Origin of the sequence: Neorhizobium tomejilense (assembly GCF_964254135.1) — a bacterium.
GTDB classification, from domain to species: domain Bacteria; phylum Pseudomonadota; class Alphaproteobacteria; order Rhizobiales; family Rhizobiaceae; genus Neorhizobium; species Neorhizobium tomejilense.
This window is the reverse complement of record NZ_CAXUSO020000001.1, coordinates 1-26,896: the sequence shown is the minus strand read 5'-3', so window position 1 is coordinate 26,896 and position 26,896 is coordinate 1. Positions and strand designations below refer to the sequence as shown.

Annotated in this window: 28 protein-coding genes; 14 read left to right on the top strand and 14 right to left on the bottom strand. The window is 61.6% G+C overall.

Annotation, left to right across the window (positions count from 1 at the left end; all coding sequences use genetic code 11):
- Nucleotides 1-81: 81 nt before the first annotated feature.
- A complete protein-coding gene (mutS, locus tag ACSQ3G_RS00140) occupies nt 82-2,730 on the bottom strand; it encodes a DNA mismatch repair protein MutS (RefSeq protein ID WP_436111642.1) in 2,649 nt (882 codons plus the stop codon).
- Nucleotides 2,731-2,927: 197 nt separating this feature from the next.
- Between mutS and ACSQ3G_RS00135 the strand changes: the two genes are divergently transcribed.
- The 3 genes from ACSQ3G_RS00135 to ACSQ3G_RS00125 all read left to right on the top strand — a co-directional run bounded on the left by ACSQ3G_RS00135 (nt 2,928) and on the right by ACSQ3G_RS00125 (nt 5,935).
- Nucleotides 2,928-5,225: an NADP-dependent malic enzyme gene (locus ACSQ3G_RS00135; protein WP_436108633.1), complete on the top strand. Its 2,298-nt coding sequence runs from the start codon at nt 2,928-2,930 to the stop codon at nt 5,223-5,225.
- 66 nt (nt 5,226-5,291) lie between these two features.
- The gene (locus tag ACSQ3G_RS00130) at nt 5,292-5,549 is read left to right on the top strand and encodes a type II toxin-antitoxin system Phd/YefM family antitoxin (protein WP_436108632.1); all 258 of its coding nucleotides are present in this window, start codon (nt 5,292-5,294) and stop codon (nt 5,547-5,549) included.
- Nucleotides 5,546-5,935, top strand: a complete 390-nt coding sequence (locus tag ACSQ3G_RS00125; protein ID WP_105432802.1) for a type II toxin-antitoxin system VapC family toxin — start codon at nt 5,546-5,548, stop codon at nt 5,933-5,935. The genes ACSQ3G_RS00130 and ACSQ3G_RS00125 overlap by 4 nt, the downstream gene beginning before the upstream one ends.
- A gap of 40 nt (nt 5,936-5,975) precedes the next feature.
- On the opposite strand, the gene olsB is transcribed toward ACSQ3G_RS00125, so the two are convergent.
- The 5 genes from olsB to ACSQ3G_RS00100 form a co-directional block, all read right to left on the bottom strand.
- Nucleotides 5,976-6,848 (bottom strand): l-ornithine N(alpha)-acyltransferase, encoded by an 873-nt coding sequence (gene olsB, locus ACSQ3G_RS00120; RefSeq protein ID WP_046667409.1) that lies wholly within the window; start codon nt 6,846-6,848, stop codon nt 5,976-5,978.
- 99 nt (nt 6,849-6,947) lie between these two features.
- Entirely contained in the window at nt 6,948-8,729 is a 1,782-nt protein-coding gene (locus ACSQ3G_RS00115; protein WP_436108631.1) for a hybrid sensor histidine kinase/response regulator, read from the bottom strand.
- A gap of 54 nt (nt 8,730-8,783) precedes the next feature.
- Nucleotides 8,784-9,275 (bottom strand): signal peptidase II, encoded by a 492-nt coding sequence (gene lspA, locus ACSQ3G_RS00110; RefSeq protein ID WP_436108630.1) that lies wholly within the window; start codon nt 9,273-9,275, stop codon nt 8,784-8,786.
- Nucleotides 9,272-10,132 (bottom strand): TrmH family RNA methyltransferase, encoded by an 861-nt coding sequence (locus ACSQ3G_RS00105; protein WP_436108629.1) that lies wholly within the window; start codon nt 10,130-10,132, stop codon nt 9,272-9,274. Before ACSQ3G_RS00105 ends, lspA begins: the two co-directional genes overlap by 4 nt.
- Nucleotides 10,129-11,238: a class I SAM-dependent methyltransferase gene (locus tag ACSQ3G_RS00100; RefSeq protein ID WP_436108628.1), complete on the bottom strand. Its 1,110-nt coding sequence runs from the start codon at nt 11,236-11,238 to the stop codon at nt 10,129-10,131. The genes ACSQ3G_RS00105 and ACSQ3G_RS00100 overlap by 4 nt, the downstream gene beginning before the upstream one ends.
- Nucleotides 11,239-11,413: 175 nt before the next feature.
- Between ACSQ3G_RS00100 and ACSQ3G_RS00095 the strand changes: the two genes are divergently transcribed.
- Nucleotides 11,414-11,869: an SRPBCC family protein gene (locus ACSQ3G_RS00095; protein ID WP_037079466.1), complete on the top strand. Its 456-nt coding sequence runs from the start codon at nt 11,414-11,416 to the stop codon at nt 11,867-11,869.
- Between the two features lie 16 nt (nt 11,870-11,885).
- On the opposite strand, the gene ACSQ3G_RS00090 is transcribed toward ACSQ3G_RS00095, so the two are convergent.
- The 3 genes from ACSQ3G_RS00090 to sppA form a co-directional block, all read right to left on the bottom strand.
- Nucleotides 11,886-12,221: a lipopolysaccharide assembly protein LapA domain-containing protein gene (locus tag ACSQ3G_RS00090; RefSeq protein WP_436108627.1), complete on the bottom strand. Its 336-nt coding sequence runs from the start codon at nt 12,219-12,221 to the stop codon at nt 11,886-11,888.
- A 102-nt stretch (nt 12,222-12,323) separates the two neighbouring features.
- Complete coding sequence (locus ACSQ3G_RS00085) at nt 12,324-12,623, bottom strand: integration host factor subunit beta (protein ID WP_007759833.1); 300 nt, start codon at nt 12,621-12,623, stop codon at nt 12,324-12,326.
- 26 nt (nt 12,624-12,649) lie between these two features.
- Complete coding sequence (gene sppA / locus ACSQ3G_RS00080; RefSeq protein WP_105438636.1) at nt 12,650-13,606, bottom strand: signal peptide peptidase SppA; 957 nt, start codon at nt 13,604-13,606, stop codon at nt 12,650-12,652.
- 207 nt (nt 13,607-13,813) lie between these two features.
- On the opposite strand from sppA, the gene lptC reads away from it, so the two are divergent.
- From lptC to ptsN, 6 genes are all read left to right on the top strand, one after another.
- Nucleotides 13,814-14,482, top strand: coding sequence for an LPS export ABC transporter periplasmic protein LptC (gene lptC / locus ACSQ3G_RS00075; RefSeq protein ID WP_436108626.1), 669 nt, complete (start codon nt 13,814-13,816; stop codon nt 14,480-14,482).
- A 12-nt stretch (nt 14,483-14,494) separates the two neighbouring features.
- A complete protein-coding gene (locus ACSQ3G_RS00070; RefSeq protein WP_046630413.1) occupies nt 14,495-15,049 on the top strand; it encodes an LptA/OstA family protein in 555 nt (184 codons plus the stop codon).
- 12 nt (nt 15,050-15,061) lie between these two features.
- Nucleotides 15,062-15,868 carry an LPS export ABC transporter ATP-binding protein gene (gene lptB, locus ACSQ3G_RS00065; RefSeq protein ID WP_371412008.1) on the top strand — a complete coding sequence of 269 codons (807 nt, stop codon included), beginning with the start codon at nt 15,062-15,064 and terminating at the stop codon, nt 15,866-15,868.
- Nucleotides 15,869-16,057: 189 nt separating this feature from the next.
- Nucleotides 16,058-17,614 (top strand): RNA polymerase factor sigma-54, encoded by a 1,557-nt coding sequence (gene rpoN / locus ACSQ3G_RS00060; protein ID WP_105404211.1) that lies wholly within the window; start codon nt 16,058-16,060, stop codon nt 17,612-17,614.
- 248 nt (nt 17,615-17,862) lie between these two features.
- Nucleotides 17,863-18,438, top strand: coding sequence for a ribosome hibernation-promoting factor, HPF/YfiA family (gene hpf / locus ACSQ3G_RS00055; protein WP_037079483.1), 576 nt, complete (start codon nt 17,863-17,865; stop codon nt 18,436-18,438).
- 76 nt (nt 18,439-18,514) lie between these two features.
- Nucleotides 18,515-18,979, top strand: coding sequence for a PTS IIA-like nitrogen regulatory protein PtsN (gene ptsN, locus ACSQ3G_RS00050; RefSeq protein ID WP_038539110.1), 465 nt, complete (start codon nt 18,515-18,517; stop codon nt 18,977-18,979).
- Between the two features lie 199 nt (nt 18,980-19,178).
- Here ptsN and grpE read toward each other — a convergent pair whose 3' ends face one another.
- Nucleotides 19,179-19,820, bottom strand: a complete 642-nt coding sequence (gene grpE, locus ACSQ3G_RS00045; RefSeq protein ID WP_105438639.1) for a nucleotide exchange factor GrpE — start codon at nt 19,818-19,820, stop codon at nt 19,179-19,181.
- A gap of 116 nt (nt 19,821-19,936) precedes the next feature.
- The gene (gene hrcA, locus ACSQ3G_RS00040) at nt 19,937-21,016 is read right to left on the bottom strand and encodes a heat-inducible transcriptional repressor HrcA (RefSeq protein WP_105424563.1); all 1,080 of its coding nucleotides are present in this window, start codon (nt 21,014-21,016) and stop codon (nt 19,937-19,939) included.
- A 177-nt stretch (nt 21,017-21,193) separates the two neighbouring features.
- Between hrcA and rph the strand changes: the two genes are divergently transcribed.
- From rph to hemW, 4 genes are read left to right on the top strand one after another with little or no spacing between them, the layout of a single operon-like run.
- Nucleotides 21,194-21,910 carry a ribonuclease PH gene (gene rph / locus ACSQ3G_RS00035; RefSeq protein ID WP_046603110.1) on the top strand — a complete coding sequence of 239 codons (717 nt, stop codon included), beginning with the start codon at nt 21,194-21,196 and terminating at the stop codon, nt 21,908-21,910.
- 22 nt (nt 21,911-21,932) lie between these two features.
- Nucleotides 21,933-22,340 (top strand): VOC family protein, encoded by a 408-nt coding sequence (locus ACSQ3G_RS00030; protein WP_436108625.1) that lies wholly within the window; start codon nt 21,933-21,935, stop codon nt 22,338-22,340.
- An 8-nt stretch (nt 22,341-22,348) separates the two neighbouring features.
- The gene (rdgB, locus tag ACSQ3G_RS00025; RefSeq protein ID WP_436108624.1) at nt 22,349-22,993 is read left to right on the top strand and encodes an RdgB/HAM1 family non-canonical purine NTP pyrophosphatase; all 645 of its coding nucleotides are present in this window, start codon (nt 22,349-22,351) and stop codon (nt 22,991-22,993) included.
- Nucleotides 22,994-22,999: 6 nt separating this feature from the next.
- Nucleotides 23,000-24,193 carry a radical SAM family heme chaperone HemW gene (hemW, locus tag ACSQ3G_RS00020; RefSeq protein ID WP_436108623.1) on the top strand — a complete coding sequence of 398 codons (1,194 nt, stop codon included), beginning with the start codon at nt 23,000-23,002 and terminating at the stop codon, nt 24,191-24,193.
- Between the two features lie 10 nt (nt 24,194-24,203).
- Here the strand turns inward: hemW and ACSQ3G_RS00015 are convergent, their stop codons facing one another.
- From ACSQ3G_RS00015 to dnaA, 3 genes are all read right to left on the bottom strand, one after another.
- Nucleotides 24,204-24,797, bottom strand: a complete 594-nt coding sequence (locus ACSQ3G_RS00015) for a class I SAM-dependent methyltransferase (protein ID WP_436108622.1) — start codon at nt 24,795-24,797, stop codon at nt 24,204-24,206.
- 9 nt (nt 24,798-24,806) lie between these two features.
- Nucleotides 24,807-25,424, bottom strand: coding sequence for a LysE family translocator (locus ACSQ3G_RS00010; RefSeq protein ID WP_436108621.1), 618 nt, complete (start codon nt 25,422-25,424; stop codon nt 24,807-24,809).
- A gap of 5 nt (nt 25,425-25,429) precedes the next feature.
- The coding region (gene dnaA / locus ACSQ3G_RS00005) for a chromosomal replication initiator protein DnaA (protein WP_436108620.1) at nt 25,430-26,896 on the bottom strand (1,467 nt) is incomplete at its 5' end.

Below are 26,896 nucleotides of genomic sequence, written 5' to 3'. Positions count from 1 at the left end.
GCCTTTATCACGTTCCGGGTCGAAAGGCAGGTGGGTCGACTGCTTTGATGCGGCACATCAACGGAAACCGCTGTCGAAACGTCAGGCCTTGAGCTGCTTCTTCAGCGCGTAGAGCGCCTCCAAGGCTTCGCGCGGGGTCATGTCGTCCGGGTTGATGGCCTTCAGTGCATCCTCGACCTTGGAAGGCCCGGCGCGCTTGGCTTCTTCGCGGCGGACCGCGACCTGGAACAGCGGCAGGTCGTCGATCAGCTGGCTCGCGGGGTTCTTGCGGTCGGAATCCTCGAGTTTGGTCAGCACGTCGCGGGCGCGGGCGACTACAGAGTCGGGAAGACCCGCCAGCCGCGCGACCTGGATGCCGTAGGAGCGATCGGCAGCACCGGGGCCGACTTCATGCAGGAAGATCACCTCGCCATCCCATTCCTTCACCCGCATCGTGGCGTTGGAAAGCCGGTTCAGCTTTTCGGAGAGCACGGTCAGCTCATGGAAGTGGGTGGCGAAGAGGCCTCGGCACCTGTTCGCCTCGTGCAGGTGCTCGACCGCCGCCCAGGCGATCGACAGGCCGTCGAAGGTCGCCGTGCCGCGGCCGATCTCGTCGAGGATGACCAGCGAACGATCGCTCGCCTGATTAAGGATGGCGGCGGTCTCGACCATCTCCACCATGAAGGTGGAGCGGCCGCGGGCCAGATCGTCCGAAGCGCCGACGCGCGAAAAAAGCCGGTCGACGATGCCGATATGGGCGGAGACCGCAGGCACGAAGGAACCCATCTGCGCGAGGATGGCGATCAGCGCGTTCTGACGCAGGAAGGTCGACTTACCACCCATGTTCGGACCGGTGAGCAGCCAGAGCGCCCCGAACTCGCCGCCACTATGCGGCGAGAGATCGCAATCATTGGCGATGAACGGGCCGACGGACTGTCTGCGTAGCGCCTGTTCGACCACGGGGTGGCGGCCGCCCTCGATCGCGAACATGCGGGAGGCATCCACGACCGGCCGACGATAGCTCCACTCGTCGGCGAGCATGGCAAGAGCCGCAGCGACATCGATCACAGCCAGCGCCCGGGCGCCGGCCTTGATCGCCTCTGCCTCCGAGGTCACTGCTGCGACCATCCTGTCGAAGGCTTCGAGCTCGATGGTCAGCGCCTTGTCGGCGGCATTGGCGATGCGGCTTTCGAGATCGGCAAGTTCTGTCGTCGTGAACCGCATGGCACTCGCCATGGTCTGACGATGGATGAAGCGCGCCTTGCCTTCCGGCGTATCGGTCATCGTGCCGGAATTGCCGGCCGTCACCTCGATGAAATAACCGAGCACGTTATTGTGCTTGATCTTCAGCGACTTGATGCCGGTCTCCTCTGCATATTGGAGCTGGAGCGCGGCGATGACCCGGCGCGACTGGTCGCGCAACGCCCGCACCTCGTCCAGTTCCGAATGAGCGCCATCGGCGAGGAAGCCCCCGTCGCGCTTCAGAAGCGGCAGTTCCTGCGCCAGCATGTTGCCGAGCATGGATTCCAGATGAAGCGGCAAGGCCTTCAGGTCGTCGAGGGCCTGCCCCAGTTCCTCGGGCAGCATGGCCCTGTCGAGAAAGCCCGCGACACCGCGGGCCGCTTCCAGCCCCTGCAGGATACTGCCGAGATCGCGCGGGCCGCCGCGGTCGAGCGCCAGGCGCGACAGGGCGCGCGGCATGTCCGGCACATGCTTCAGGCCGGAGCGCAGTTCACCGCAAAGCGACGGCTCTTCAAGCAGGAAGGAGATGGAATCGAAACGCCGGTTGATGCGGTCGGGATCCGTCAGCGGCGACATCAGCCGTTCAGCGAGCAGGCGAGCCCCGCCGCCGGTCACCGTGCGATCGATCGCCTTCAGGAGCGTACCCTCACGCTCGCCCGACAAAGTCTTGGTCAGTTCCAGGTTGCCGCGGGTCGCGGGGTCGATGAACAGCGTCGAGGCGCCGCTTTCGCGCTCGGGGCGTCCGAGCGGCGGACGTTCGGCGATCTGGGTCTTTTCCACATAAGCGACGGCGGCAGCGGCAGCGGCGAGCTCGGCGCGCGAAAAATTGCCGAACCCGTCGAGCGTGCCGACGCCGAAATAACGGGTGATGCGGCCCTCGGCGCTGGCGCTGTCGAAGAGCACGGACGGCTGCGGGACCGCGACCTTGCCGAGCACGTCGAAGACGGGCTTCAGCTCAGCGTCGTGAAACATCGTATCCGGCAGGATCAGTTCGCGCGGTTCGATGCGCAGGATATCGGCAAGCAGCCGCGACTGATCGGTCTCCGCCAGCCGGAAGACACCGGTCGAGATATCGATCCAGGCGAGCGCCAGAAGCGGTTCGGCGGCACCCTTGATGCGGGCAAGCGCCATCAGGTAGTTCGACTCGGAGGGCGAAAGGAGCTTTTCCTCGGTAATCGTGCCCGGCGTCACCAGCCGGACGACGTCACGCTTCACCACCGATTTCGAGCCGCGCTTCCTGGCCTCCGCCGGGTCTTCCACCTGTTCGCAGACGGCGACGCGGAAACCGAGCGAGATCAGCTTCTGCAGATAGTCGTCGGCAGCGTGCACCGGAACGCCGCACATCGGGATTTCGCGGCCGAGATGCTGGCCGCGCTTGGTGAGCGTGATGCCGAGTGCACGGGACGCATCGACCGCATCCTCGAAGAAGAGCTCATAAAAATCGCCCATGCGGTAGAAGAGCAGCGAACCCGGATTGTTCGCCTTGATCTCGATATATTGCTCCATCATCGGCGTTGCCGACGCGCGACTTTCCTCCGAGGCAAGCTCGGCAGTATTCAGGGCTTCGATGGGGAATCTTTCAAACTGGGTCACGGAACCGATTTTTTGTTGCGCGCTGGAACTTGCGACACTATCGATGAAGGCACCTGAAAGACAACATCTGCCGCGGCCTAGAGGACGGCTGCCCACAAAAAGCTGGAGGAGACATGCCTGCTAAGGACAAGGCCACGGGGAAGGCCGCACGTGCGCGGGCTTCCGTGACTGAACAGGAAGCACTCGATTTCCATTCGGAAGGCCGCCCGGGTAAACTCGAAATCAATCCCACCAAGCCGATGGCCACCCAGCGCGATCTGTCGCTCGCCTATTCGCCTGGCGTTGCCGTCCCGGTCCTGGCAATCGCCGCAAACCCGGCAACCGCCTATGACTACACGACGCGCGGCAACATGGTGGCCGTCATCTCCAACGGCACGGCGATCCTCGGCCTCGGCAATCTCGGAGCGCTTGCCTCGAAGCCGGTGATGGAAGGCAAGGCCGTGCTGTTCAAGCGCTTCGCCGACGTCGATTCCATCGACCTTGAAGTCGATACGGAAAATGTCGACGAGTTCATCAACTGCGTGCGGTTCCTCGGCCCCTCCTTCGGCGGCATCAATCTCGAGGATATCAAGGCGCCGGAATGTTTCATCATCGAGAGCCGCCTGCGCGAGTTGATGGACATCCCGGTCTTCCATGACGACCAGCACGGCACTGCAATCATCGCCGCCGCCGGCCTGATCAATGCGCTGGAACTGACCGGCCGGGACCTCAAGACCACCAAGCTCGTCTGCAACGGCGCCGGTGCTGCGGCAATCGCCTGCGTCGAACTCATCAAGGCGATGGGCTTCAATTCCGAAAATGTCATTCTCTGCGACACCAAGGGCGTCATCTATCAGGGCCGCACCGAAGGCATGAACCAGTGGAAGTCCGCCCACGCAGTGAACACTGCCAAGCGGACCCTCGCCGAGGCCATGAAGGACGCGGATGTCGTGTTGGGCCTTTCCCAGAAGGGCGCCTTTACCGAAGAGATGATCCGCTCCATGGCCGAAAGGCCGATCATTTTCGCGATGGCCAACCCCGATCCGGAAATCACGCCGGAAGAAGTCGCCCGCATCCGCGACGACGCAATCATGGCGACCGGCCGTTCGGACTATCCGAACCAGGTCAACAACGTGCTCGGCTTCCCCTATATCTTCCGTGGCGCGCTCGATGTGCGGGCCAGCCAGATCAACGACGCGATGAAGATCGCCGCCGTCAACGCGCTCGCCAATCTCGCCCGCGAAGACGTGCCTGACGATGTTGCCGCCGCCTACCAGGGCAACCGCCCCCGTTTCGGGGCGCAATACATCATCCCGGTCCCGTTCGATCCGCGCCTCATCTCGGCGATCCCGGTCGCCGTTGCCGAAGCGGCGATGGAAAGCGGCGTCGCCCGCAAGAACATCGCCGATCTTGCCGCCTACGCCTCGGAGCTCTCCGCCCGCCGCGATCCGATCGCGGCGACGACACAAGGCATCTACGAGCGCGTCCGCCGCTTCCCGAAACGCGTCGTCTTTGCTGAGGCCGAAGAAGAACAGGTCATGCGCGCGGCGATTTCCTTCACCAACCAGAAGCTCGGCACTGCCATCCTTCTCGGTCGTGACGACGTCATCCGCGCAACGGCGGAAAAGGCCGGCATCGATCTCGACCGTCCCGGCATCGAGGTCGTCAATGCACGCCTCTCCAATCGTGTCGATGCCTATATCGACCACCTCTATGCCCGCCTGCAGCGCGAAGGCTTCCTCCACCGCGATGTCCAGCGCCTTATCCACAACGACCGCAACCATTTCGCCGCGACCATGGTCGCCATCGGCGACGCGGATGCGATGGTGACCGGCACGACCCGCAATTATGCAACGGCGCTCCAGGACGTCCGCCGCTGCATCGATCCGAAACCGGGGCACAAGATAATCGGCGTATCGCTGGTGATCGCGCGCGGCAGAACGATTTTTGTCGCCGACACCGCCGTCCACGACATGCCGAACGCCGAGGATCTCGCCGACATCGCCGTCGAAGCCGCCCGCGTCGCAAAGCGGATGGGGTATGAGCCGCGTGTCGCACTCGTTGCCTATTCGACGTTCGGGCAGCCGATCGGCGAACGGTCGGAGCGGGTTCGCGAGGCGGTCAAGATCCTCGACCAGCGCCGCGTGGATTTCGAATATGACGGCGAAATGGGTGCGGATGTGGCGCTCAACTCGCACCGGATGGAGCAATATCCGTTCTGCCGGCTCTCGGGCACAGCCAACGTGCTGGTCATGCCGGCGATCCATTCCGCCTCGATCTCGACCCGCATGCTGCAGGAACTCGGCGCTTCGACGGTGATCGGCCCGCTGCTTGTCGGTCTCGACAAGTCCGTGCAGATCACCTCGATGGGTGCGAAGGACAGCGACATCGTCAACATGGCGGCAATCGCGGCTTACAACGCCGGGACGTGAGTTTCTTGTAAACAGGACCCAAGTGGACTAAGTTCAGTGAACTAAGTCCACTTGGAGACTTGCTCCGTGAAAACCGTCAACATCCATGAAGCCAAGACGCATTTGTCGCGCCTCGTCGAAGAGGCTGCGAAGGGCGAAGCGTTCGTCATCGCCAAGGCCGGCAAGCCGATGGTGAAGGTCGTGCCGCTGGAGGAAGCGCCCGTAGGGGAACCGAAAAAGAAGCGTAGGGTCGGCTTTCTGAAAGGCCAGATCTCGGTTCCGGACGACTTCGACACGATGTTCGCCAAGGAGATCGAAGACATGTTCTATGGCGAGCACAAGTGAGGATTCTTCTCGATTCGCACCTTCTTGTGTGGATATCCGAAGAGTCGCCAAGGTTGCCTAAAATCGTCGAGCGCCTTTTGGAAGATGGCGAACACCGTTTCTTTTTCAGCGCCGCAAGCCTCTGGGAACTTGCAATCAAGAGCGCACTCGGAAAGAGCGATTACCACGTTGATGTCATGCAGCTCTATTCCGAGTTGCTGGACAACGAATATGAAGAGCTCCCCCTGAGCAGCCGGCACGCTTTTGCCTTGGCGGGCCTGCCTCCCATCCACAAAGACCCATTCGACCGGATGCTGATCGCGCAGAGCATTTCGGAAGGCATGCTGCTGCTAACCTCGGATGAGACGATCGCGCGATATAACGGAACGATTCAGCTTGTAAGATAATTTCGCCGTGTGGGCAGAGGCCGTCATTTTAGCGGATAACTCAGCTCGCGAACCGTCCCGCGTCGGCGCCGAAGTGGGTGATGTAGCGGTCCGAGATCGAGGCGATCGGCAGGACGATCAGCACGTCGGTGGTGTTGAATGCGTGGTCGATGACCGCACCGTCGCCTACCATTGCACCGAGGCGCAGATATCCCTTGATCAGCGGCGGCAACAGGGAGAGTGCCTTGCGGGTGTTGACGCCCTCCATCGGCATCAAGTCCATCGAGCGATAGAGTTCCGGCAGTGCCGAAACCGCCCAATCGCCCTTGGTCGAGACCGTGTGGTGCAGGAAAGACAGCGCCATGGCGTGTTCTTCGGGCGAAACGCCCGGGAAGGATGCGCAACCGAACATCGCGTTCATGCCGTGCTTCAGCGAATAGGCCCAATTGCCCTGCCAGAGCAGTTCGACGGTGCGCTTGGTGCGATAGTCCGGCAGCACGCAGGAGCGGCCGAGCTCCATGAACTGTTTGTCGGGGTGACGCGCAAGCAGCGGCTCGATGTCGAATTCCGACGCCGAATAGAAGCCGTTATTGGCCAGCGCCACTTCCTGGCGCAGCAGGCGGTAGGTGCCGACGATCTGATCTTCGATATCACCCTCGATTGCGTTGTCGACGACCAGAAGGTGGTCGCAGATCGCATCAAAGGCGTCGACGTCGCGGCGGCGGCGCATGGCGTCCGGGCTCAAGGTCGCGTGCATTTCTTCAACGAAGACGCGATAGCGAACCGCCTGCGCGGCATCGATCTCACGCTCGCTGCGGGCAAGCCGCGTTTCGAGCGTGCCAATGCGGCCGAAGACATCGCCGCTTACCGGAGCAGAGGCCGGCGCCTGGGTTGTTTCAGGTATCACTTCACGGTTCAGGAGTTCGATTGCCAAGGTGATTCTCCCCGTCCCGGTTCGATCACCGCCTTAAATCACTTCTCTGCGACAAGAACGTGACATTCGCTGTCACAATAGGTTCCAGGGATGGTCGCGTCAACGCGCCTGTTGGCGCTCGGTGGAGAGAACTCCCAAAATTCGAACCTCCTCCAGAAGCGTCAGCGGATCGACCGGCTTTGCGAAGACGCGGCTGGCCCCGTTCAGAAGCACCTCGCGATGCGTCGCTTCGCGGCTCTCGCCTGTCAGCACGATCACCGGGACCAGAGGCCGGGCGCCCTCCTGCTCCTTGGCACGCAGCGCCGCCAGGAGATTGAAAACATCTCCTCCGGGCATGTACATGTCGGAAATGATGAGATCGAGCGGCATGTCCCGGTTGAGTACAGTCTCGATCAGCGTCGGGAAATCGTCGACGAGACGGACCCGATGTCCGGCCTTTGTCAGAACCGAACGGATGATCAGCGCGTTGACGGGGTCGTCCTCACCGAGCAGCACGTCGAGCCCTTCGCCATGTTTTTCGATAACGGGCGGTGGCGGCAGGGCCTGGTTGTCGTTCAGCGCGTCGCGTGTGCCGAAGCCGCGCAGGCGGCCGCTCAAGACATCGATCAGGGATTTTTCCCGGAGCGGCCGGATAAGCCAGGCGTCGAAGAAATCCTGCGGCTGTGAGGCGCGTTCCTCGGGGTTGACGAGCAGGATGCGGTGGAGCGGCGCATGCGCCTTTTCATTGGCATAATCGGAGGCCAGCCGGTGATCGACGATCAGGTCGGTATAGGGCAGCGGGCCTGTTTCGGCGCGGTCGATCAGCATCTGGGCGTCGGCCGTGTTGGCGACGTGCCGGCAGCGGCCGCCAAGCGTTTCGATCGTCGCGACCGTCGCCTTGGCGGCAGGTCCTTCCGGGGCCAGAAGCAGAACCCGGGACATGGCCAGCAACTGGTTGCGTTCACCGGTACCCGATTGCGCCGTTTCCGCGAAATGCAGAGGGAATCGGATCGTGAACGTGCTGCCGGCCCCCTTCTGGCTGGCGACGGAAAGAGATCCGCCGAACTCCGTCAGAATGCGCGAGGCGATGCCGAGACCTAGACCGGTGCCGCCGCTGCGGGCCTCGGCGGAACCTGCCTGCTCGAATTCGCCGAAAACCCGCGTCAGTTCATCGGCCGCCATGCCGGGACCGGTATCGATGACGGCAATGGCGACGTTGCCTTCTTCGACCGCCGCCCGTACCAGCACCCCGCCATGGGCGGTGAATTTCACCGCATTGCCGATAACATTGAAAAGCACTTGCCGGATGCGGCCCGGATCGAGATCGAGAAGATCGGGGAGATCGGCAGTCATCGTCGCGGCGATCTCGATGCGTTTCTCGTGGGCGCGCGGCGCCAGCATCTCGACGACGTTTTCGATGAGGTGGCGGAGATTTTCCGCCCGGTTGTTGAGCCGGAAGCGGCCGGCTTCCAGCGTCGAATAGTCGAGCAGGTCTTCGACGAGCTGCGCCAGCGCATAACCGGACTGGCGAATGCCGCTTAGATAGTTCTGCTGTTCCGCCGTCAGCTTGGTCTGGCCGAGAAGATGGGTCATGCCGAGAATGCCGTTGAGCGGCGTGCGGATTTCGTGGACGACGGTGGCGATCTGCCGGGATTTCGCAGCGCTGGCCGCCTCGGCATTCTTCAACGCATGCTGGAGCCGGGGAACCGTGCGCTGGCGGCGCCACTCGGATATCCGGGAAAAGAGCGAGGCAAAGACGCTGCGCGGCGCCCTCTTTTCTTCATCCTGCAGCAATCCCAATGCGGGCACGACCTTTTCCGCCGCCGGTTCGGCCATATCGGCCGCGGCGGGAGACGCGAACGCCTTCGAGATCCGTTCATGTATGTCGGCGATATCTCGCATTGGGAAAGACTAACCGGGTTTCTTTCCCAATTCTTAGAGCAATCAGGTAAAATTTTACTGATCGGCCTTTTTCGGGCCGAACAGCTCGTCGAGGATGACCAGGCCTGCCCCGATGGTGATGAAACTGTCCGCCAGATTGAAGACCGCGAAGGACCACGTCTCGGTGTGAAACAGGATGTAGTCGATCACGTGGCCATAGGCGAAGCCGTCGATCAGGTTGCCGATCGCGCCGGCAATGATCAACGCGAAGCCGCTGTGGGCGAAAGGACGATCCTTCGGGGTGCGGCGCCAGAGCCAGAGCACGAAGGCGACGATCAGCACCCGCATGCCGACGATGAATTCCCGCTCCATGCCCGACAGCAGGGAAAAGGCGACGCCGAGATTGTAGGTTCGGTAGAGCGCCAGCACCGGCAGAAGCGGCACTGCCTCCTGCATCGGAAGATAATTCTCGACGGCGATCTTCACCGCCTGATCGAGAATGACGGCAATGACGATGACGATCAGAGCCACCAGGGGCCGCGAAAGAAGGACTACGCGTGCGGTCATTTCTTCTCGTCCAGGGTCAGCAGGTGGCGGCGGGCCTCGAAGAGCATCACGGCGGACGCGACGGCGAGGTTGAGCGAGTCCGCCCTGCCCTGCTGAGGAATGCGAACGGTGCGATCGGCAGCCCTGGCGAGGCTATCCGGCAGGCCGGACTGCTCGTTGCCCATCAGCAGCACGACCGGCTTTTTCGAGTAATCCACGGTGCGATAATCGACGGCGCCGGCGAGATGGGTCGCCACGACCTGGGTGCCGGAACGCTTCTGCCAGATCAGGAATTCTTCCGGCGAACATTTGACGACCGGTACCGCGAAGACCGAGCCCATGGTGGCACGCACGGTTTCCAGCGAAAACGGGTCTGTGCATTCGCCGACCAGGATTACCCCGGTCGCGCCTGCCGCATCGGCGGTGCGGATGATGGTGCCGAGATTGCCGGGATCGCGCACGCGGTCGAGCGCGACCAGCGTCTCGTCCCTGCCCGGCTTCAGATCGTCGAGCCTTTTCCAGCGCTGCTCGAAAATGCCGACGACCATCTGCGGATTGTCGCGGCGGGTGACCGACGAGAGCACCTTCTCGCTGACTTCCAGCACGAGGCCGCCATGGGCGACCGTCTTTGCCGCCACCTGCTCGACAAGCGTCTTGCCCTTGGCCGCCTTGGCATAGACCAGCGTACGGATTTCCCAGCCGAGCTCCAGCGCGTCGATGACGAGCTTCAGGCCTTCGGCCATGAAGGTGCCGCTCTCTTCGCGGTCCCTCTTGTTGGTGAGCGCCTTGATGTCCTTGATGATCGGATTGGAAAGCGAGGTGACTTCCTTCACCTGGCCGACCCGCCGTGGTCCGGACTTCTGAAAATCGTCGTTCATGCCGGCACCCAGCGACTGAAAAGGGAAGTGGAAAGCGCACGGCCCGGCGTTTTGCCGTCCAGCCCCGCCTCGCGGATGACGAGTTCGCCCGATTCCACGGCGCCGCCGGCGCCGCGCATCGTCTCGCGCATCAGTTCATGGATGGAATAGAAGCTGGCGCGGATGGAATAAGCGGTCAGGACAAGGCCGATCGCCTTCGGTGACAACAGCTCGCGGCAGATGTCGAGCATCAGCGGCAGATGATCGAAAAGCTGCCAGACTTCGCCGTTCGGGCCGCGGCCGAATTTCGGCGGATCGGTGAGGATGATGTCGTAGCGGTTGCCGCGACGCTCCTCGCGCAGGATGAACTTCATCGCATCCTCGCAGATCCAGCGGATCGGCGCCTTGTCGAGGCGGGCGAGCGATTGGTTCTCGCGCGCCCAGCCGATCGCCTTCTTGGAAGCGTCGACATGGGTGACTTCCGCCCCGGCAGCCGCCGCGACCAGCGATGCGACGCCTGTGTAGCCGAACAGGTTCAGCACCTTCACCGGCCGCTTCGCCTCCTCGATGCGGTTCTTCATCCACTCCCAGTGAACGATCTGCTCCGGGAAGACGCCGACATGGCGGAAGGACGTGAAGCGGCCGAGAAAATCGGTGCCGAGCAGCGACAGCGGCCAGGTTTCGCCAAGCGCTTCCTTGGTAAACCGCCAGCGGCCCATGCCGTCCTCGTCCGTGTCGCCGGTGAAGAGCGCATCCGCCTTTTCCCAGACGTGGGCGGGAAGAGACGGTTGCCAGAGCGCCTGAGCTTCCGGCCGGACAATGCGATAAGGGCCGTATTGCTCGAGTTTGAGCCCGTTGCCGCTATCGATCAGGTGAAAGTCACCGGCACCGGACGATTCGAGAATGATCGGCACGCGCTCCGGCGGCCGCTCGCCGCTGCGCGGCAAAAGCGGACGGGTTTCCGCCGGTACTGCGGCCGGCGCGGGTTTGGCGGCCCTTTCCGGCGGCCGTGGGGCCTGCCTGACTGCCGCCGGTTTTGCGGTGGCGTGCCCGCGGGAGGACCGGTTGCCCGCCTCGCTCCGGGCTTTTTCACCCGGCCGCCTTTCCTTGTTCTTCAATACGTTCATCCGCCTGGATTTTGAGACTTGCGGCAGCAGATAGCATTTGCTCGCCATTCTTCAAAGCCGGGGAGCCGATGGCGGCGTGTTTTATTGATGACCCGGCCTGTCCGCCTTTTGTCCCCCTTGGCAAAGATCACCACCCTTGCAATAAGGCTAGCAACGGCGGATGGAGGATCATCGCATGGATATGGGCGGCGAAGAACGTATTGCAGCACCCCGCGAAGTGGTCTGGGCGGCGTTGAACGACCCGGAAATCCTTCGCCAGTGCATCCCGGGTTGCCAGACGCTCGAACAGAAGTCTCCGACCGAACTCTCCGCGACCGTCAAGCTGAAGGTCGGTCCGGTTTCGGCGAACTTTTCCGGCGAAGTGACACTTTCGGACATCAACCCGCCGGAAAGCTACACGATATCGGGCGAGGGCAAGGGCGGCATCGCCGGTTTTGCCAAGGGCTCCGCGACCGTCACTCTGGTCGAAGACGGCAGTGATACGCTGCTGCGCTACTCCACAAAGGCTCAGGTGGGCGGCAAGATCGCGCAACTCGGCTCGCGGCTGATCGATTCTACGTCGCAGAAGCTCGCCGGCCAGTTCTTCGCGGATTTCAACAAGGCCGTGGTCGCCAAGGCCGCGCAAGCCTGATCCAGCCCGCCTTACTTTACCTGGAAGGAAGTTGGGTCGAGGCCGGGCGTCCAGCGACGACGGCCTTGTGTTCGTTCTGCCACCGGACCGCTTCGCGCGCTTCGACACGAGCCTGCTTGCGGTGCTTGCCCTGGCTCCACCAGGTCACGAACGAGCCGATGAACAGCCCGATCAGCAAGGCCAGGAACAGGAACAGGAAAAACGGTGCGCTCACCGCCAGCATGCCGTCGTCCGGCCGGAAGGGATTGAGCGCCAGGGTGACTGTCTGGCGGTTTGCGACGGCGAGCACGATCAGCACGATGCCGAGCGGCACGAAGACCACGAGCGAGACGATCTTTTTGAACTTGTCCATGTGAATCTCCGGCAGCAGACTGTCTGCTGTTTTACCAGCGTCTGTTGCAGAATAGGCGCGCTTTGTGGGGTTTCAAGGGCGACGGAAGCTGCGTCGAAGGGATCAATCTTCTTCGTCGTCAAGACCCGGATTCAGGCGCTCGCGCAGTTCCTTGCCTGTCTTGAAGAAAGGAACCCATTTTTCCTCGACGAAAACGCTCTCGCCGGTGCGCGGATTGCGGCCGGACCGGGAGGGACGGTTCTTGACGGAAAACGCGCCGAAGCCGCGCAGTTCGACACGATTTCCGCCTGCCAGGGCATCTGTGATCTCGTCGAGCACGGCATTCACGATGTTCTCGACGTCGCGGTGGTAGAGATGCGGATTGCGAGCCGCGACGATCTGCACCAGTTCTGACTTGATCACGGTTGCCCCCTGAAAAGTTTAGATTTTCAACCGCGCCCAACCTGCCAAACGGAGACAAGACCGTCAAGAAACAACTTGTCTGCGCCGAAGGTGCGAAGGGCGTCGGGAGTGATCGCCTGGCCGAAACCGGAAAGCTTGAACAACTCGCTGACGGCGCTCGCCAACCAGAAGGACGAGGAGGAATTACGCTCCTTCCAATCGACGACCGGCAGGTCCTTGGAAACGCCGCGCGATTCAAAATAGGCGCGGATGTCCTCCTCGCCGCCCAGCTTGTCGACAAGCTTGGCGCTGAGCGCCTGGCGGCCGGTAAAGATCGTGCCGTCCGCGAGCTTCAGAACCTCGTCGCGCGGCAGCTTGCGGCGATCGGCAACGAGATCGACGAACCAGGCGTAGCTGTCCATGACCATGTTGCGGATCATCGTCTTGGCTTCCTCGCTTGCCGGATGGAAGGGCGACGGCTCGGCCTTCAGCGGGGCAGACTTGATCTCCTGCAGAGAGACGCCGATCTTCTTCATCACCTCGTCGATCTGCGGGTATTGGAAGATCACCCCGATCGATCCGGTGATCGAGCTTTCGCCCGCGACAATCTGGTCGCCGGCCATGGCGACCATATAGCCGGCAGAGGCGGCCAACGTGCGTATATCGGAAACGACGGGCTTCTTTTCGGAAACCTTCCGGATCGCCTTGAAGATGCGCTCGCCGCCATAGGTCGTCCCACCCGGCGAAGAGATCGAGACGATCAGCGCCTTGGCCTGGCTGCTTTCGGCGATCTTGTCGAGGCGCTCCAGCAGATCCTTGTCATCCATGATCATGCCGGAGATTTGGATGCGGGCAACATGCGGCACCGCGGATCCGACACCGTCGCCGGCAACGACACGGTAAAGCGCGAACCCGATGCCGACGAGGAAAACAAGTGCGACGATCCGCCAGAAACTCAGCTTGCGGCGCAGGGAACGCCGGTCCGCAATTGCCATTTGATCCATAAAATCACCCTTCGAGCTGAACCGCCGTTGCTAAATAGGCTCTCTAGCGTGTTTTGCAGCAGACCACATCACGTTTTTATGTTGCCCATTATTGTTTGTTGATTGAATCAAAACCATATTGGCGGACAAAGCAAAGCTCACAACCGCTCCATCCGGCACAACCGGGATGAGAACGGAGATGGGCTAGTAAGGAACTATCCGGCACTCATGCTGCAGCATATTCGAAAAACGGCAGGCTTTACGTCGGCGCTGGAGCCGCGCCCGGATGCCTATCAGGCGGCGCTGGCGCATTCCGCCATCGTGCGCAGGCTCAAGATACTGCTGCCGATCCTGGCCGGCGTGATTTCGGCTGCCTTCATCGGGGTCTCGATCATCCGCGCCTATCTGCCGGAGAACCTCTCGATTGAAAACGCCCGAATCGAAAACGGCAAGATCGTCATGGAACGGCCGGCGATCTCTGGCCGCAACAAGGACGGCATCAGCTACTCGATGACCGCCAACCGCGCGCTGCAGGATATCCAGAACTCGAACATGATCACGCTCGAGGACGTCAAAGCCGCCGTTCCGGTCAACGACGACGTGATCGCGCGGGTGACCGCGACCGCCGCCGACTTCGACCGCGGCACCGACATGCTCGATCTCAACTCCCCGTTCGACGTCAATATGAGCAACGGGATCACCGCCCGCTTCAAGTCCGCGCACCTCGATATCAACGCGGGTGTGATGGAATCACCCGAGCACGTCGATATCTCCATGAAAGAAGGCTCTATTGTTGCAGAGTCTTTAAAGATAACGGATAAGGGGCGTACCATCACCTTCAAAGGCCAGGTTCGCCTCCATCTCGATCCAGCCACCATCCGCAACCAAGGCAAGTAGAGCCCGGCCGTCATGATCAATCGCCGCCTTCTTACACGCAATACCGCAGTTCTGATCGCGGCAGGATTTATCTCCTGTCTGGCAGCGACCGCACATGCCCAGACCACCACCAGCCAGATGGAAGGCCTGAAGCTTTCCGGCGACCAGCCGATCCAGATCCAGAGCGACCAGCTCGAGATCAAGGAGCAGGAAAAGAAGGCCTATTTTACCGGCAACGTCCAGGTCGTGCAGGGCACGACCACGATGAAGGCCGGCAAGATGACGGTTCTTTATACGGGTGAAGGTGGCTCGGTGACCTCAGGCAGCGCCAATATCGACAAGATCTTCCTTGACGAGACGGTATTCCTGACCTCGGGAACGCAGCAGGCGACCGCCGAGAAAGGCGAGTTCGACATGAAATCCCAGACCTTCGTGCTTTCCGGCAAGCAGGTCGTGCTCTCGGAAGGCCCCAACGTCTTCAAGGGTTGCAAACTCACCGTACTGATGGAAACCGGCCAGGCCAAGCTCGACGCCTGTGGCGGGCGTGTGGAAATCCTGCTCGACCCGAAATCGCGACCAAAGCAATAATAGACATTTGACGTGAAAATACCGTTCCTCCCCAGTCTGTCGGCAAGGAAGCCGTCCGCGCCCGAACCCTTCGTCGTACGCGATAAAGCGCGCTACGAAGGTACGCTGGTCGCGCATGGTCTTTCGAAGACCTACGATACCCGTCGCGTCGTCAACGGCGTGTCACTGGTCGTGCGCCGTGGCGAGGCCGTCGGGCTGCTCGGGCCGAACGGTGCGGGCAAGACGACTTGCTTCTACATGATCACCGGTCTGGTGCCGGTGGACGAAGGCATGATCGCGATCAACGGCAACGAAGTCACCCACATGCCGATGTATCGCCGCGCCCGCCTGGGCGTGGGTTATCTGCCGCAGGAAGCCTCGATCTTCCGCGGCCTGACCGTCGAGGAAAACATCCGCGCGGTGCTGGAAGTGCACGAGCCCGACAGGGACAAGCGGGAAAGCAAGCTCGACGAGCTGCTGGAAGAGTTCCACATCAGCCAGTTGCGGAAATCGGCGGCCGTGGCGCTTTCCGGCGGCGAACGCCGGCGCCTCGAAATTGCCCGGGCGCTTGCGACCGACCCGGCCTTCATGCTGCTCGACGAACCTTTTGCCGGCGTCGATCCCATTTCGGTCTCCGACATTCAGAACCTCGTACGCCACTTGACGGCGCGCGGGATCGGCGTTCTGATAACGGATCACAACGTCCGCGAAACGCTGGGCCTGATCGACCGGGCCTATATCATCCACGCGGGCGAAGTGCTGACGCATGGCCGGGCAGACGATATCGTCAACAACCCGGATGTTCGCCGTCTTTATCTCGGTGACAAGTTCAGCCTCTAGGCGCGAATTGGTCGTTGCAGCGTGACAAAGAAATTTACTTTCCCGCACTGCAGCGCTTGACCAAATCTTTCAAAAAAGCAATTCTTGTGCCAGATGCAAATTTGGCCTTGTGGGGCTCGGCGAAGTCGAGCGTCCACCACTCCATGACCGGGTGGTTCAAGGGGATTGCAGGGGAGTTTCGCGTCCGCCATGGGTTTATCCGCTAATCTTTTCCTACGCCAAACCCAATCGCTGGTGATGACGCCGCAGCTGATGCAATCCATCCAGCTGCTGCAGATGACGCATTTCGAGCTCAACCAGTTCATCGCCCAGGAAGTCGAAAAGAACCCGCTGCTCGAAATTACGTCAAGCGAGAGCGAAAACGACGCGGAAACAGGCTTCGACCCCGCCGACGACTTTGCCCCGACCGAAGGCCGCGAGAGTTCGGCAGCCGCCGAAGTCGACAGCGACTGGTATGAGGGCTCCTCCTCGATCAGCGCCGAGAGGCTCGGCGAAGGGCTCGATACGGGCTTCGAAAACGTCTTCCCGGACGACGGCCCGGTGCGGCGCGCCGATGCGCCGGAACTGCTCAGCCAGTGGAAATCCATGCCGGGCGGCGAGTCCGGCGAAGACTACGACCTGGATGATTTCGTCGCCGGCCAGGTGACGCTGCGCGACCACCTGAACCAGCAGATCCCCTTCCTGATCGTCGATGCGGCCAGCCGCCTGATTGCTCAGCATCTCGTCGATCAGCTCGACGAGGCGGGCTACATGCTGGGCGACATCGAGGAGATTGCCGCCCGCCTCGGCAGAAGCGCCGAGAATGTGGAAGCCATCCTGCACTCGCTGCAGACACTCGATCCGCCGGGCGTCTTTGCGCGATCGCTCAGCGAATGTCTGGCAATCCAGCTTCGGGAAAAGGACCGGCTCGACCCGGCCATGGATGCACTGATCAGACATCTGGATCTGCTCGGCAAACGCGACTTCGCCTCGCTTCGAAAGATCTGCGGTGTCGACGACGAAGACCTGATCGATATGCTTGGGGAAATTCGCGGCCTCAACCCGAAGCCCGGCGCGGGTTTCGAGCGCGGCATGTCGGAGACGATTTCGCCGGATATCGTCGTGCGGGCATCGCCCGACGGCGGCTGGATGGTGGAGCTCAATCCGGACACGCTGCCGCGCGTTCTGGTGAACCATACCTATTTCCAGACGGTCTCCAAGAACTGCCCGAAAAACGGCGACGATCACAATTTCCTTTCCGATTGCATGCAGAACGCCAACTGGCTGACGCGCAGCCTCGACCAGCGCGCCAAGACGATCATGAAGGTGGCGACCGAAATCGTCCGCCAGCAGGATGCCTTCCTGATGCACGGCGTCGACCACCTGCGGCCGCTCAACCTCAAGACCGTTGCCGAAGCGATCAAGATGCATGAATCCACGGTCAGCCGCGTCACCTCCAACAAATACATGCTGACGCCGCGGGGCCTGTTCGAACTCAAATATTTCTTCACGGTGTCGATCGGCTCGGCGGAGGAAGGCGGCGACAGCCATTCGGCGGAGGCCGTGCGCCACCGGATTCGCCTGCTCATCGCCCAGGAGACGCCGGAGGCGGTGCTTTCGGACGACGATATCGTAATCAGCCTGAAACGCGGCGGCGTCGAACTTGCGCGCCGGACCGTCGCCAAATACCGCGAGGCGATGAACATCCCCTCCTCCGTTCAGCGCCGCCGCGAAAAGCGTGCGATCGCCGGGGTCGCGGCATACTGAAACGCGGCCGAAACAGGCGGTTTTCCACAGGCCTACGCAGAAAACCCGAGACCGGCCGCCGTTGACATTTAAAACATCGGGCGCTAGAAGCCCGCCGCAACTGCACGGGACATGGCACGAAACCTATCCCATCATCCAGACAGGCATCGATTGCAGCAATTTAGCGCGGTGGCGTGTGAACGGCTTGGATGAGGGGACGGCTTGGCGTAGACTGGAACACGCAAGTCACGACAAGAAGGAAGAACTCCATGAGTGTGCGTGTATCCGGTAAGCATATGGAAATTGGCGATTCGTTCCGTCAAAGGATCGAGGACCAAATCGGAGAAGCGGTTACAAAATACTTCGACGGAGGCTATTCGAGCCAAGTCATCGTGGAAAAGGCTGGTTCGCGCTTTTCTGCCGACTGCAAGGTGCATCTCGATACCGGGATCGTCCTGCATGCGGCTGGCGAGGCGAATGATCCGCAGATCAGTTTCGACGCCGCAGCGCAGCGGATCGAAAAACGTCTGCGCCGCTACAAGCGGCGGCTCAAGGATCATCATGCCGGCAACCATGTGAATGGTTATGCGGAAGTTGCCTACACTGTTATGGACAGCGTACCGGATGAAGGGGAGGAAGTGCCCGAGGATTTCGCGCCGACCATTGTTGCGGAAAGTTCGAAGCAGTTGAAGACGATGACGGTCGCAAGCGCCGTCATGGCACTTGATATGACAGACGAGCCTGTTCTTCTGTTCCGCAGCCCCGGCAAGGAACATCTGAACATTGTGTACCGCCGCAATGACGGCAATATTGGCTGGATCGATTCCACCAATATCAAGAACTGACACCTGGGGAGAGCGTCGGAGACGGCGCTCCCCTTCGCCTAGGGCACAAGCTCTTGCGGCACGAAGGATGACGAGAATGGCATTGGCAGATTTGCTGCAGCAAGATGCGATTATTCCTGCCCTAAAGGTAAATTCCAAAAAGCAGCTATTGCAGGAGCTGGCGGCCAAGGCTTCCAAGCTGACGGGCGTGAGCGAACGAGAAATCTTCGACATCATCCTGCAGCGCGAAAGGCTCGGTTCCACCGGCGTCGGCCACGGCATCGCCATCCCGCACGGCAAGCTCAACAGCATCTCGTCGATCAAGGGTATTTTCGCGCGCCTTGAAGCGCCGGTCGATTTCGAAGCGCTCGATGACGAGCCGGTCGATCTGGTGTTCCTGCTGCTCGCACCCGAAGGCGCCGGCGCCGATCATTTGAAGGCGCTGTCGCGCATCGCCCGCGTGCTGCGCGACCAGGACCTTGTCGCCAAGCTGCGCAAGACGGATTCCGCTTCGGCGATCTATGCCTTCCTCAACGAGGAGCAGGCAAACCACGCCGCCTGACCGCATACACATTCGTGGGGACGAAACGAACCGCCCGGCCGCTGACAAAGCGCCGGGCGGTTTTGTTCTTGAGCAGCCGTTTTGACGGGAAGATTTACGTGGACCTGGCGGAGCGGGCGCTTGCCGTCAAGGCTGCGAAACGCCGACGGAGCGTCTGGCGCAAAGCGAGAAGCGGGCTTGCGCCCGCTTTTCAAAGCTTTCAGGCGTTCTTCTCGCCAGCGGCTTCCGCGGAGGCTTCCGCCTTCGGGCCACCCTTTGCGACACCGACCATGGCAGGCCGGAGCACGCGTTCGCCGATCGTGAAGCCGGCTTGGACGACCTGAACGACAGTATTGTTCGGGACGGCGGGGTTCGGGATCTCGAACATGGCCTGGTGGAAGTTCGGATCGAACTTCTGGCCTTCAGGATCGATCTTCTTCACGCCGTGGCGCTCCAGAGCGGACAGCATCGAGCGCTCGGTCATCTCGACGCCCTCCAGGAGCGTGGTCAGCGAGGCATCTGCCGTGGCGCGCATTTCGGTCGGCACGGCGTCCAGCGCCCGGCGCAGGTTGTCCGAAACGGCGAGCATGTCGCGCGCAAAGCCGGCCGCCGCGTAGGACTTAGCGTCCTTGATTTCGCGTTCGGTGCGGCGGCGCAGGTTATCCATTTCGGCCGCCAGCCGCAGAAAGCGGTCGCGCAGCTCGTTATTTTCGGCTTTCAGCAATTCCAGCGGATCCGGTTCGGCGGCAGGCGCCTCGGCATTCTTCTGGTTGGCCGCGTCCTCAAGAGCAGATGCTACGGCTTCCACGGTGTTCTCCGCGGCAGTTGCGTCAGGTCCGTTCTTGTTGGTTTCGTCGGTCATGACGGTCTCCGGTATTCTTGGCTTGGATTTACGGGCTTGGATTTGTGCCCGATATCGAGGTTTAAAGTGAAAAAATCAAGGCTTGGTGGGAAAGTTGGGGCGGCTCGGTCGCGAATTCAGCGCGACAGCCTGGCAAGCAGCTGCGCGGTGTAATCCACCATCGGCACGATGCGCGAATAGTTGAGCCGCGTCGGCCCGATGACGCCGACGGCACCGACGATCCGGTCTTCGCCGTCACGATAGGGCGCCACGATGAGCGAAGAGCCCGACAGGGAGAACAATTTGTTTTCCGAGCCGATGAAGATTCGCACGCCCGGTCCCTTCTCGGCGAGATCGAGGATCTCGATCAGGCTATCCTTCTTTTCGAGATCGTCGAAAAGCAACCGCAGGCGATCGAGATCGGCAACATCCGCCAGACCTTCGAGCAGATTGGCTCGGCCGCGGACGATGAGCTGGGTCGGCTTGCCTTCCTCGCTATCGCCGGACCAGACCGCAAGGCCGCGCTCGACCAGTTCCTGCGAGAGCGCATGGAGCTCGCCCTGCACCTGATCCTTGAGCGTCTTCAGCTGGCCGCGCAGTTCCGGCAGCGTCTGGCCGCTGAGGTGGGCGTTGAGGAAATTGGCCGCCTCGGTAAGCTGCGACGACGTCACGCCGGCCGGAAGTTCGATGACACGGTTTTCCACCTGGTTATGATCGCCGACGAGCACCGCAAGCGCCTTGGTCGGCTCCAGGCGGATGAACTCGACGTGCTTCAGGACCGGGTCGCTTTTGGTGGTAATGACGATCCCGGCGCCGCGCGAGACGCCCGACAACATGCGGCTCGCCTCCGCCATCAGGCTTTCCATCGGCTGATCGCGATCCGCAGGCCGGATCTGCCGGTCGATATTGGCACGCTCCTCGGCGGAGAGGTCACCGACCTGCATGAAAGCATCGACGAAAAAGCGAAGCCCGGACTGGGTCGGAAGGCGACCGGCGCTGATATGCGGGGAGTAGATGAGCCCGAGTTCCTCGAGATCGCTCATCACATTGCGCACCGAGGCGGGCGACAGCGATATCGGCAGCAGGCGGGAAAGATTCCGGGAGCCGAGCGGTTCGCCGGTCTCCAGATAGCTTTCCACGATGCGGCGGAAAATTTCGCGCGAACGGTCATCGAGCACAGAGCCGCTGTCCCTACCCGTCGATGCCGAAAATCCCATCTAAAACTTCACCGTTCCGTTGTTCTTTCGACAAAATATAGTCACTCGCCGCGCCTTCTCCAAAGGGAAAATCGCCACGGGCATAATCAATCGCCCGCAGAGAGCCTTAGGCCTTTTTCTTTGCAAAAGCCTGGCCGGGGCCGTAGAAGGCGGAAACAGAAATCCAGGGAGTGAAGCATGCGGCCTTCAGGCAGACAGTTGAACCAGATGCGCAAGGTCTCGTTCGAGCGCAATTTCTCCAAACATGCCGAAGGTTCCTGCCTCGTCAAGTTCGGCGACACGCATGTGCTGTGCACCGCGAGCCTGGAAGAAAAGACGCCGCCGTGGCTGCGCAACAGCGGCAAGGGCTGGGTCACCGCCGAATACGGCATGCTGCCGCGCGCCACAGGCGACCGCATGAAGCGCGAAGCCGCTGCTGGAAAGCAGGGCGGCCGCACCCAGGAAATCCAGCGCCTGATCGGCCGCTCCTTGCGCGCCGTCATAGATCTCGAAGCACTCGGCGAAAAGCAGATCACCATCGACTGCGACGTCATCCAGGCGGATGGCGGCACGCGCACGGCGTCGATCACCGGTGGCTGGATTGCGCTCTACGACTGCTTGAAGTGGATGGAAGCCCGCTCGATGACCAAGGTCGACAAGGTGCTGAAGGACCATGTCGCGGCGATCTCCTGCGGCATCTTTGCCGGCCAGCCGGTTATCGACCTCGACTATATCGAGGATTCAGCTGCCGAGACGGACGCCAATTTCGTGATGACCGGCACCGGCGGCATTGTCGAGGTGCAGGGCACGGCTGAGGGCAAGCCTTTCAGCCAGGAGGAATTCCTGAAGCTTTTGGCACTGGCTCAGGACGGCACGCAGGAACTGGTGGCGATGCAGAAGCAGGCGATTGCCTGACTTTCGCTGAAAGAGGTGCTGTTTGATCGAAGGCATTCTCGAAACTGCACTTTATGCTGACGATCTCGATGCCGCCGAGACCTTCTACGGCGGCATTCTCGGGCTTGAAAAGGTTCTGCGTGCCGGCAACAGGCATGTGTTCTTCCGTTGCGGGCCGGGCATCCTGCTGATCTTCAATCCCGCCGAGACGGTGAAGCCACCACCGGCCGGTGCGTTGCCGGTTCCGCCCCACGGTGCGACGGGACCCGGACATATCTGCTTTCGCATGACGAGCGAGGCGATTGACTTGCTCAAGGAAAAGCTCAACAAGGCAGGCATTGCCATCGAAAGCGATTTCCGCTGGCCGAACGGTGCCCGCTCAATCTATTTCCGCGATCCGGCCGGCAACAGCCTGGAATGCGCAGAGCCAAGGCTCTGGAATATCGAATAGGAATTGTAATGCGCAAGCTCGATACGAAAACGATCGTCGTCGCCAGCCACAATGCCGGAAAAATCCGCGAGATTGCAGAGCTGATCGGTCCCTTCGGCTTTTCCGCGAAATCCGCCGCAGAGCTGAAATTCGAAGAGCCCGACGAAACCGGCACGACATTCGAGGAAAACGCCGCGATCAAGGCACTCGCCTCTGCCAAAGCCTCCGGACTGCCGGCGCTGTCGGATGATTCCGGCATCGTCATCGACGCGCTCGACGGGGCACCAGGCGTCTATACCGCCAACTGGGCGGAGCGTGAGGACGGCAGCCGCGACTTTCAGATGGCGATGGAAAAGGTCGAGAAGGCGCTGGAGGAGCGCGGTGCAACGAAGCCTGAGCAGCGTAGCTGCCGCTTTGTGAGCGTGCTGTGTCTCGCCTGGCCGGATGGACACACGGAAATGTTCCGTGGCGAGGTGGAAGGCACCGTGGCGTGGCCGCCGCGCGGCACCCAGGGTTTTGGTTATGATCCGGCCTTCCAACCGCAGGGCTATGATATTACCTTCGGTGAAATGAGCAGTGATCAGAAACATGGCTGGAAACCCGGCGAGCCGGAAGCGCTTTCGCACCGCGCGCGGGCCTTCAAGCGTTTCGTCGAAACCTGCCTGGAGGCTTGAGGCGCTTTGAATTCAGCCGCCCCTCTCCTTCCCGATACCCTTCTGCCCGATACCGGCGAACCGGGCTTCGGCATCTATGTGCATTGGCCGTTCTGCGCGGCCAAGTGTCCCTATTGCGATTTCAACAGCCATGTGCGCCACCAGCCCGTGGACCAGCCGCGCTTCACCGCCGCCTTTCTGAAGGAAATGGAAGTGATGCGGCGGATGAGCGGCCCGAAAACCGTCACCAGCATTTTCCTCGGCGGCGGCACGCCCTCGTTGATGGATCCTGCCACGGTCTCGGCGATACTCGACGGCATCGCCAAGCACTGGCATGTTCCTGACGGTATCGAGATCACCATGGAGGCCAATCCCTCCAGCGTCGAAGCGACCCGTTTCCGCGGCTATCGGGCTGCAGGCGTCAACCGCGTCTCGCTCGGCGTGCAGGCACTCAACGATCCGGACCTCAAATTCCTCGGTCGGCTGCATGACGTTGCCGATGCCCTGAAGGCGATCAGGCTGGCGCGGGAGATTTTTCCGCGCATGTCGTTCGACCTCATCTATGCACGACCGAAACAGACGGTCGAGGCTTGGGAAGCGGAGCTGAAGGAAGCGGTTTCCTACGCCGTCGACCATTTGTCGCTCTACCAGCTCACCATCGAGGAAGGCACGCCCTTCTATGGCCTGCACAAGGCCGGCAAGCTGATCGTGCCGGATGACGACCAGTCGGCTGCCCTCTACGAGGCGACGCAGGAAATTACCGAGCGGTTCGGCATGCCGGCCTACGAGGTTTCCAATCACGCCCGCCCCGGTGCTGAAAGCCGCCACAACCTGACCTATTGGCGCTACGGCGAGTATGCGGGCATCGGACCCGGCGCCCACGGGCGCCTGATGCGTGGCAGAAACAAGATCGCGACCTCCACCGAACGGCGTCCGGAAACCTGGCTGGAACAGGTGGAGCGTGTCGGGCACGGCATGCTGGACGAAGAAATCCTCGGCTTCGAGGAACAGGCCGACGAATTGCTGCTGATGGGCCTGCGCCTGCGGGAAGGCGTCGATCTCGCCCGCTGGCAGCAGCTTTCCGGCCGGGACCCGGACCCGATCCGTGAGGAGCGGCTGCTGGAACACGGCTTCATCGAGCGCATCGGCAATTCGCGGCTGCGCTGCACGCCGTCCGGCATGCTGATCCTCGACGCGGTGGTTGCCGATCTGGCTTGCTGAAATCCGGCGTTTACACTTTTACCGCCAGAACATGCAGCCAGTCGGTCGGCTTTTTGTCGTAACCGCTGCCTTGCACCTCATCGATATCGACAGAAGCCCAGGCGAAAGCCCCGTAGGCCGCGCTTAGCCAGGCCTTGGACGGATAGTTATAATAACGTCCGAGGCCATCATAACCTTCGGCTTCGCCAGCCTTGAAGCTCGCGTAGAAGACGCCGCCCGGGCGCAAGGCCTTGTGGATGCGGCCGAGAATACGACCGAGCTCTGCCCGCGGCGCATGCAGAAGGCATGCATTGGCCCATATGCCGTCAAACGCCGAGACCGCGTCGATCTCCCCGAAACGGAGCACGGCAACCGGCTTGCCCAGATGTCTGGCGGCCTCCTCCGCCATCTCCGGCGTGCCATCCGTGGGCGTGACGTCGAAACCCCGCGCGATCATGACCGCGCTATCCCGCCCGCTGCCGCAGCCGAGTTCGAGGATGGCAGCACCAGGCGCAAGTTTTGACAGGAAGCTATCGAGGCGGTGCGTGCTCGGTGCGGAACGCGCCGCGTAGGTCACCGCGTTTTCGCTATAGAAGCTGGCCGTCGGATCCTTTTCGATAGCCATTGATGATCCTCAGCGCTGCGACATCAGCAGCTTGGTGCCAAAGCCGACAAAAACCATGCCGACGCCCAGATCGATCTTCTTCTTCGCCTTCAGATAGGCTGCGGCCACGGTTCGGTGGGTGATCAGCGCGACCAGGAAGGTATAATAGACCGTCGAGACGGCGACCATGACGGCAATCGCCGCCAGGCCATACAGGAAGGGCGTGCCGGCCGGCATGGTCGCGGCGAAAAGACTGGCGACGAAGAGCGCCGATTTCGGATTGGCAAGATTGGTTGCCAGCCCCATCCGGTAGGCGGTCTTGAGCGGCACCTCGATGCGAGCCGCCACGATATCGGCCGACTGGCGCGACTTTCGCGCATCCAGGAATATCTTAAACCCGAGCCAGACGAGATAAAGCCCGCCGACGATCTTGAGCGCCACATAGGCGAAGGGAGCCGCCTGGAAGAGGGCATTGATCCCCAGCCAGCCGGCGAAACCCCAGCAGAGCGTGCCGGTAATGGTCCCCATCGCCGCCAGGATCGGCACACGGCGCGGCGCGGTCAGCGCATAACGCATGACCAGAAGCGTATTGGGCCCTGGCGTTATGCACGCCACGGCCCAGATCGTTGCGACAGAGAGCAGAAACATGGATTTTAAGCGTTGTTCTCGTTGATCAGCCGTTTCAGCAGTTCTACCTCGTGGCTGAGCTTCGTGTCACCCGAAATCAATTCCTCGATCTTGCGGACGGCGTGCAGGACGGTCGTGTGGTCCCTGCCGCCGAAGCGGCGGCCGATCTCGGGGAAGGAGCGCGGCGTCAGCGTCTTCGACAGATACATGGCGATCTGGCGCGGCTTGACGATGACGCGAGTGCGGCGGTTCGAGACCAGTTCCTGTCGCGACACATTATAATGACGGGCGACGATGCGCTGGATGTCCTCGATGCGGACGCGCTTGGCCTCGCCTGCGCCCACCAGATGGGCGAGCAGCTCATCGACACGCTCGATCGACAGGGAGGGCTCGAAGGAGCGGCGGAACAGAAGCTGGTTGAACGCGCCTTCCAGCTCGCGACCGCTGGCGGTCACATTGCGAGCGACGTGGCTCAGGATTTCCGCCGGGATATCGAGCGACGGATCGTCCTGGCGGGCAGTCGCCAGGCGGCCCTTGATCATCTCGAGACGCATCTCGTAGTCCGGCGCCTCGACTTCGATCGCCACACCGCCCTGCAGACGCGAGCGAACGCGCGGATCGAGCGATTCCAGCTCCCAGGGCGCCCGATCGGCGGCAACCACCACCTGCTTGGCGCTGTCGAGCAGCATGTTCAGGAGATGGCAGAACTCGTTCTGGATCATCTTGCCCTGCAGGAACTGCATGTCGTCGATGATCAGCAGATCGATATTGCGCAGCGAGTCCTTCAGCGTCAGCGCGTCGTTGTCGCGGATCGCGGTCGCAAAGCGCCACATGAAATATTCCGCCGTCAGATAGACGACCCGCGGCATGCGCTCGCTGCCAACGGCCGCATTGGCGATCGCCTGCAGAAGGTGCGTCTTGCCGAGACCGACACCCGAATGAATGAAGAGCGGATTGAAACGGACCGCGCTGGCGCCCGCTTCAGCGATGGTCTTCGCGGCAGCAAGCGCTACCCGGTTCGACGGGCCTTCCACGAAGGTGTCGAAGGTAAAGCGGCTGTCGAGCGGAGAGCCGAACAGCGGTCCGGGAGCCTGGGTAGAACGCGTCGGCGCAGCAGACGGCGACGGGAAAGTGGCGATCTTGCCAATTTCGCGGGGGCCCTGAGAACGTGGAAACGAAGCAACAACAGCAGGTTCCGGAGCCAGACTGCGCTCTTCACCTGCCACGGGCGCCTTGATGCTGCGACTTGCGCTGCGCACCAGGATTTCCACCTTCAGGATCTCGGCGTCTTCCGCCTGGAATATGGTGGTGATCAGATCGAGGTAACGATTGTTGATCCAGGATTTCAGAAAAGTGGTGGGTACCGTGAGCCGAACAACGCTCTTTGAGACGGAATGCAGCTTCAAACGCCCGAACCAGCTTGCATAAACATCCTGACCGACCTGTGCTTTCAAACGCGCACTAAACCGCTCAAAAAGAGCATTATGCTTCAT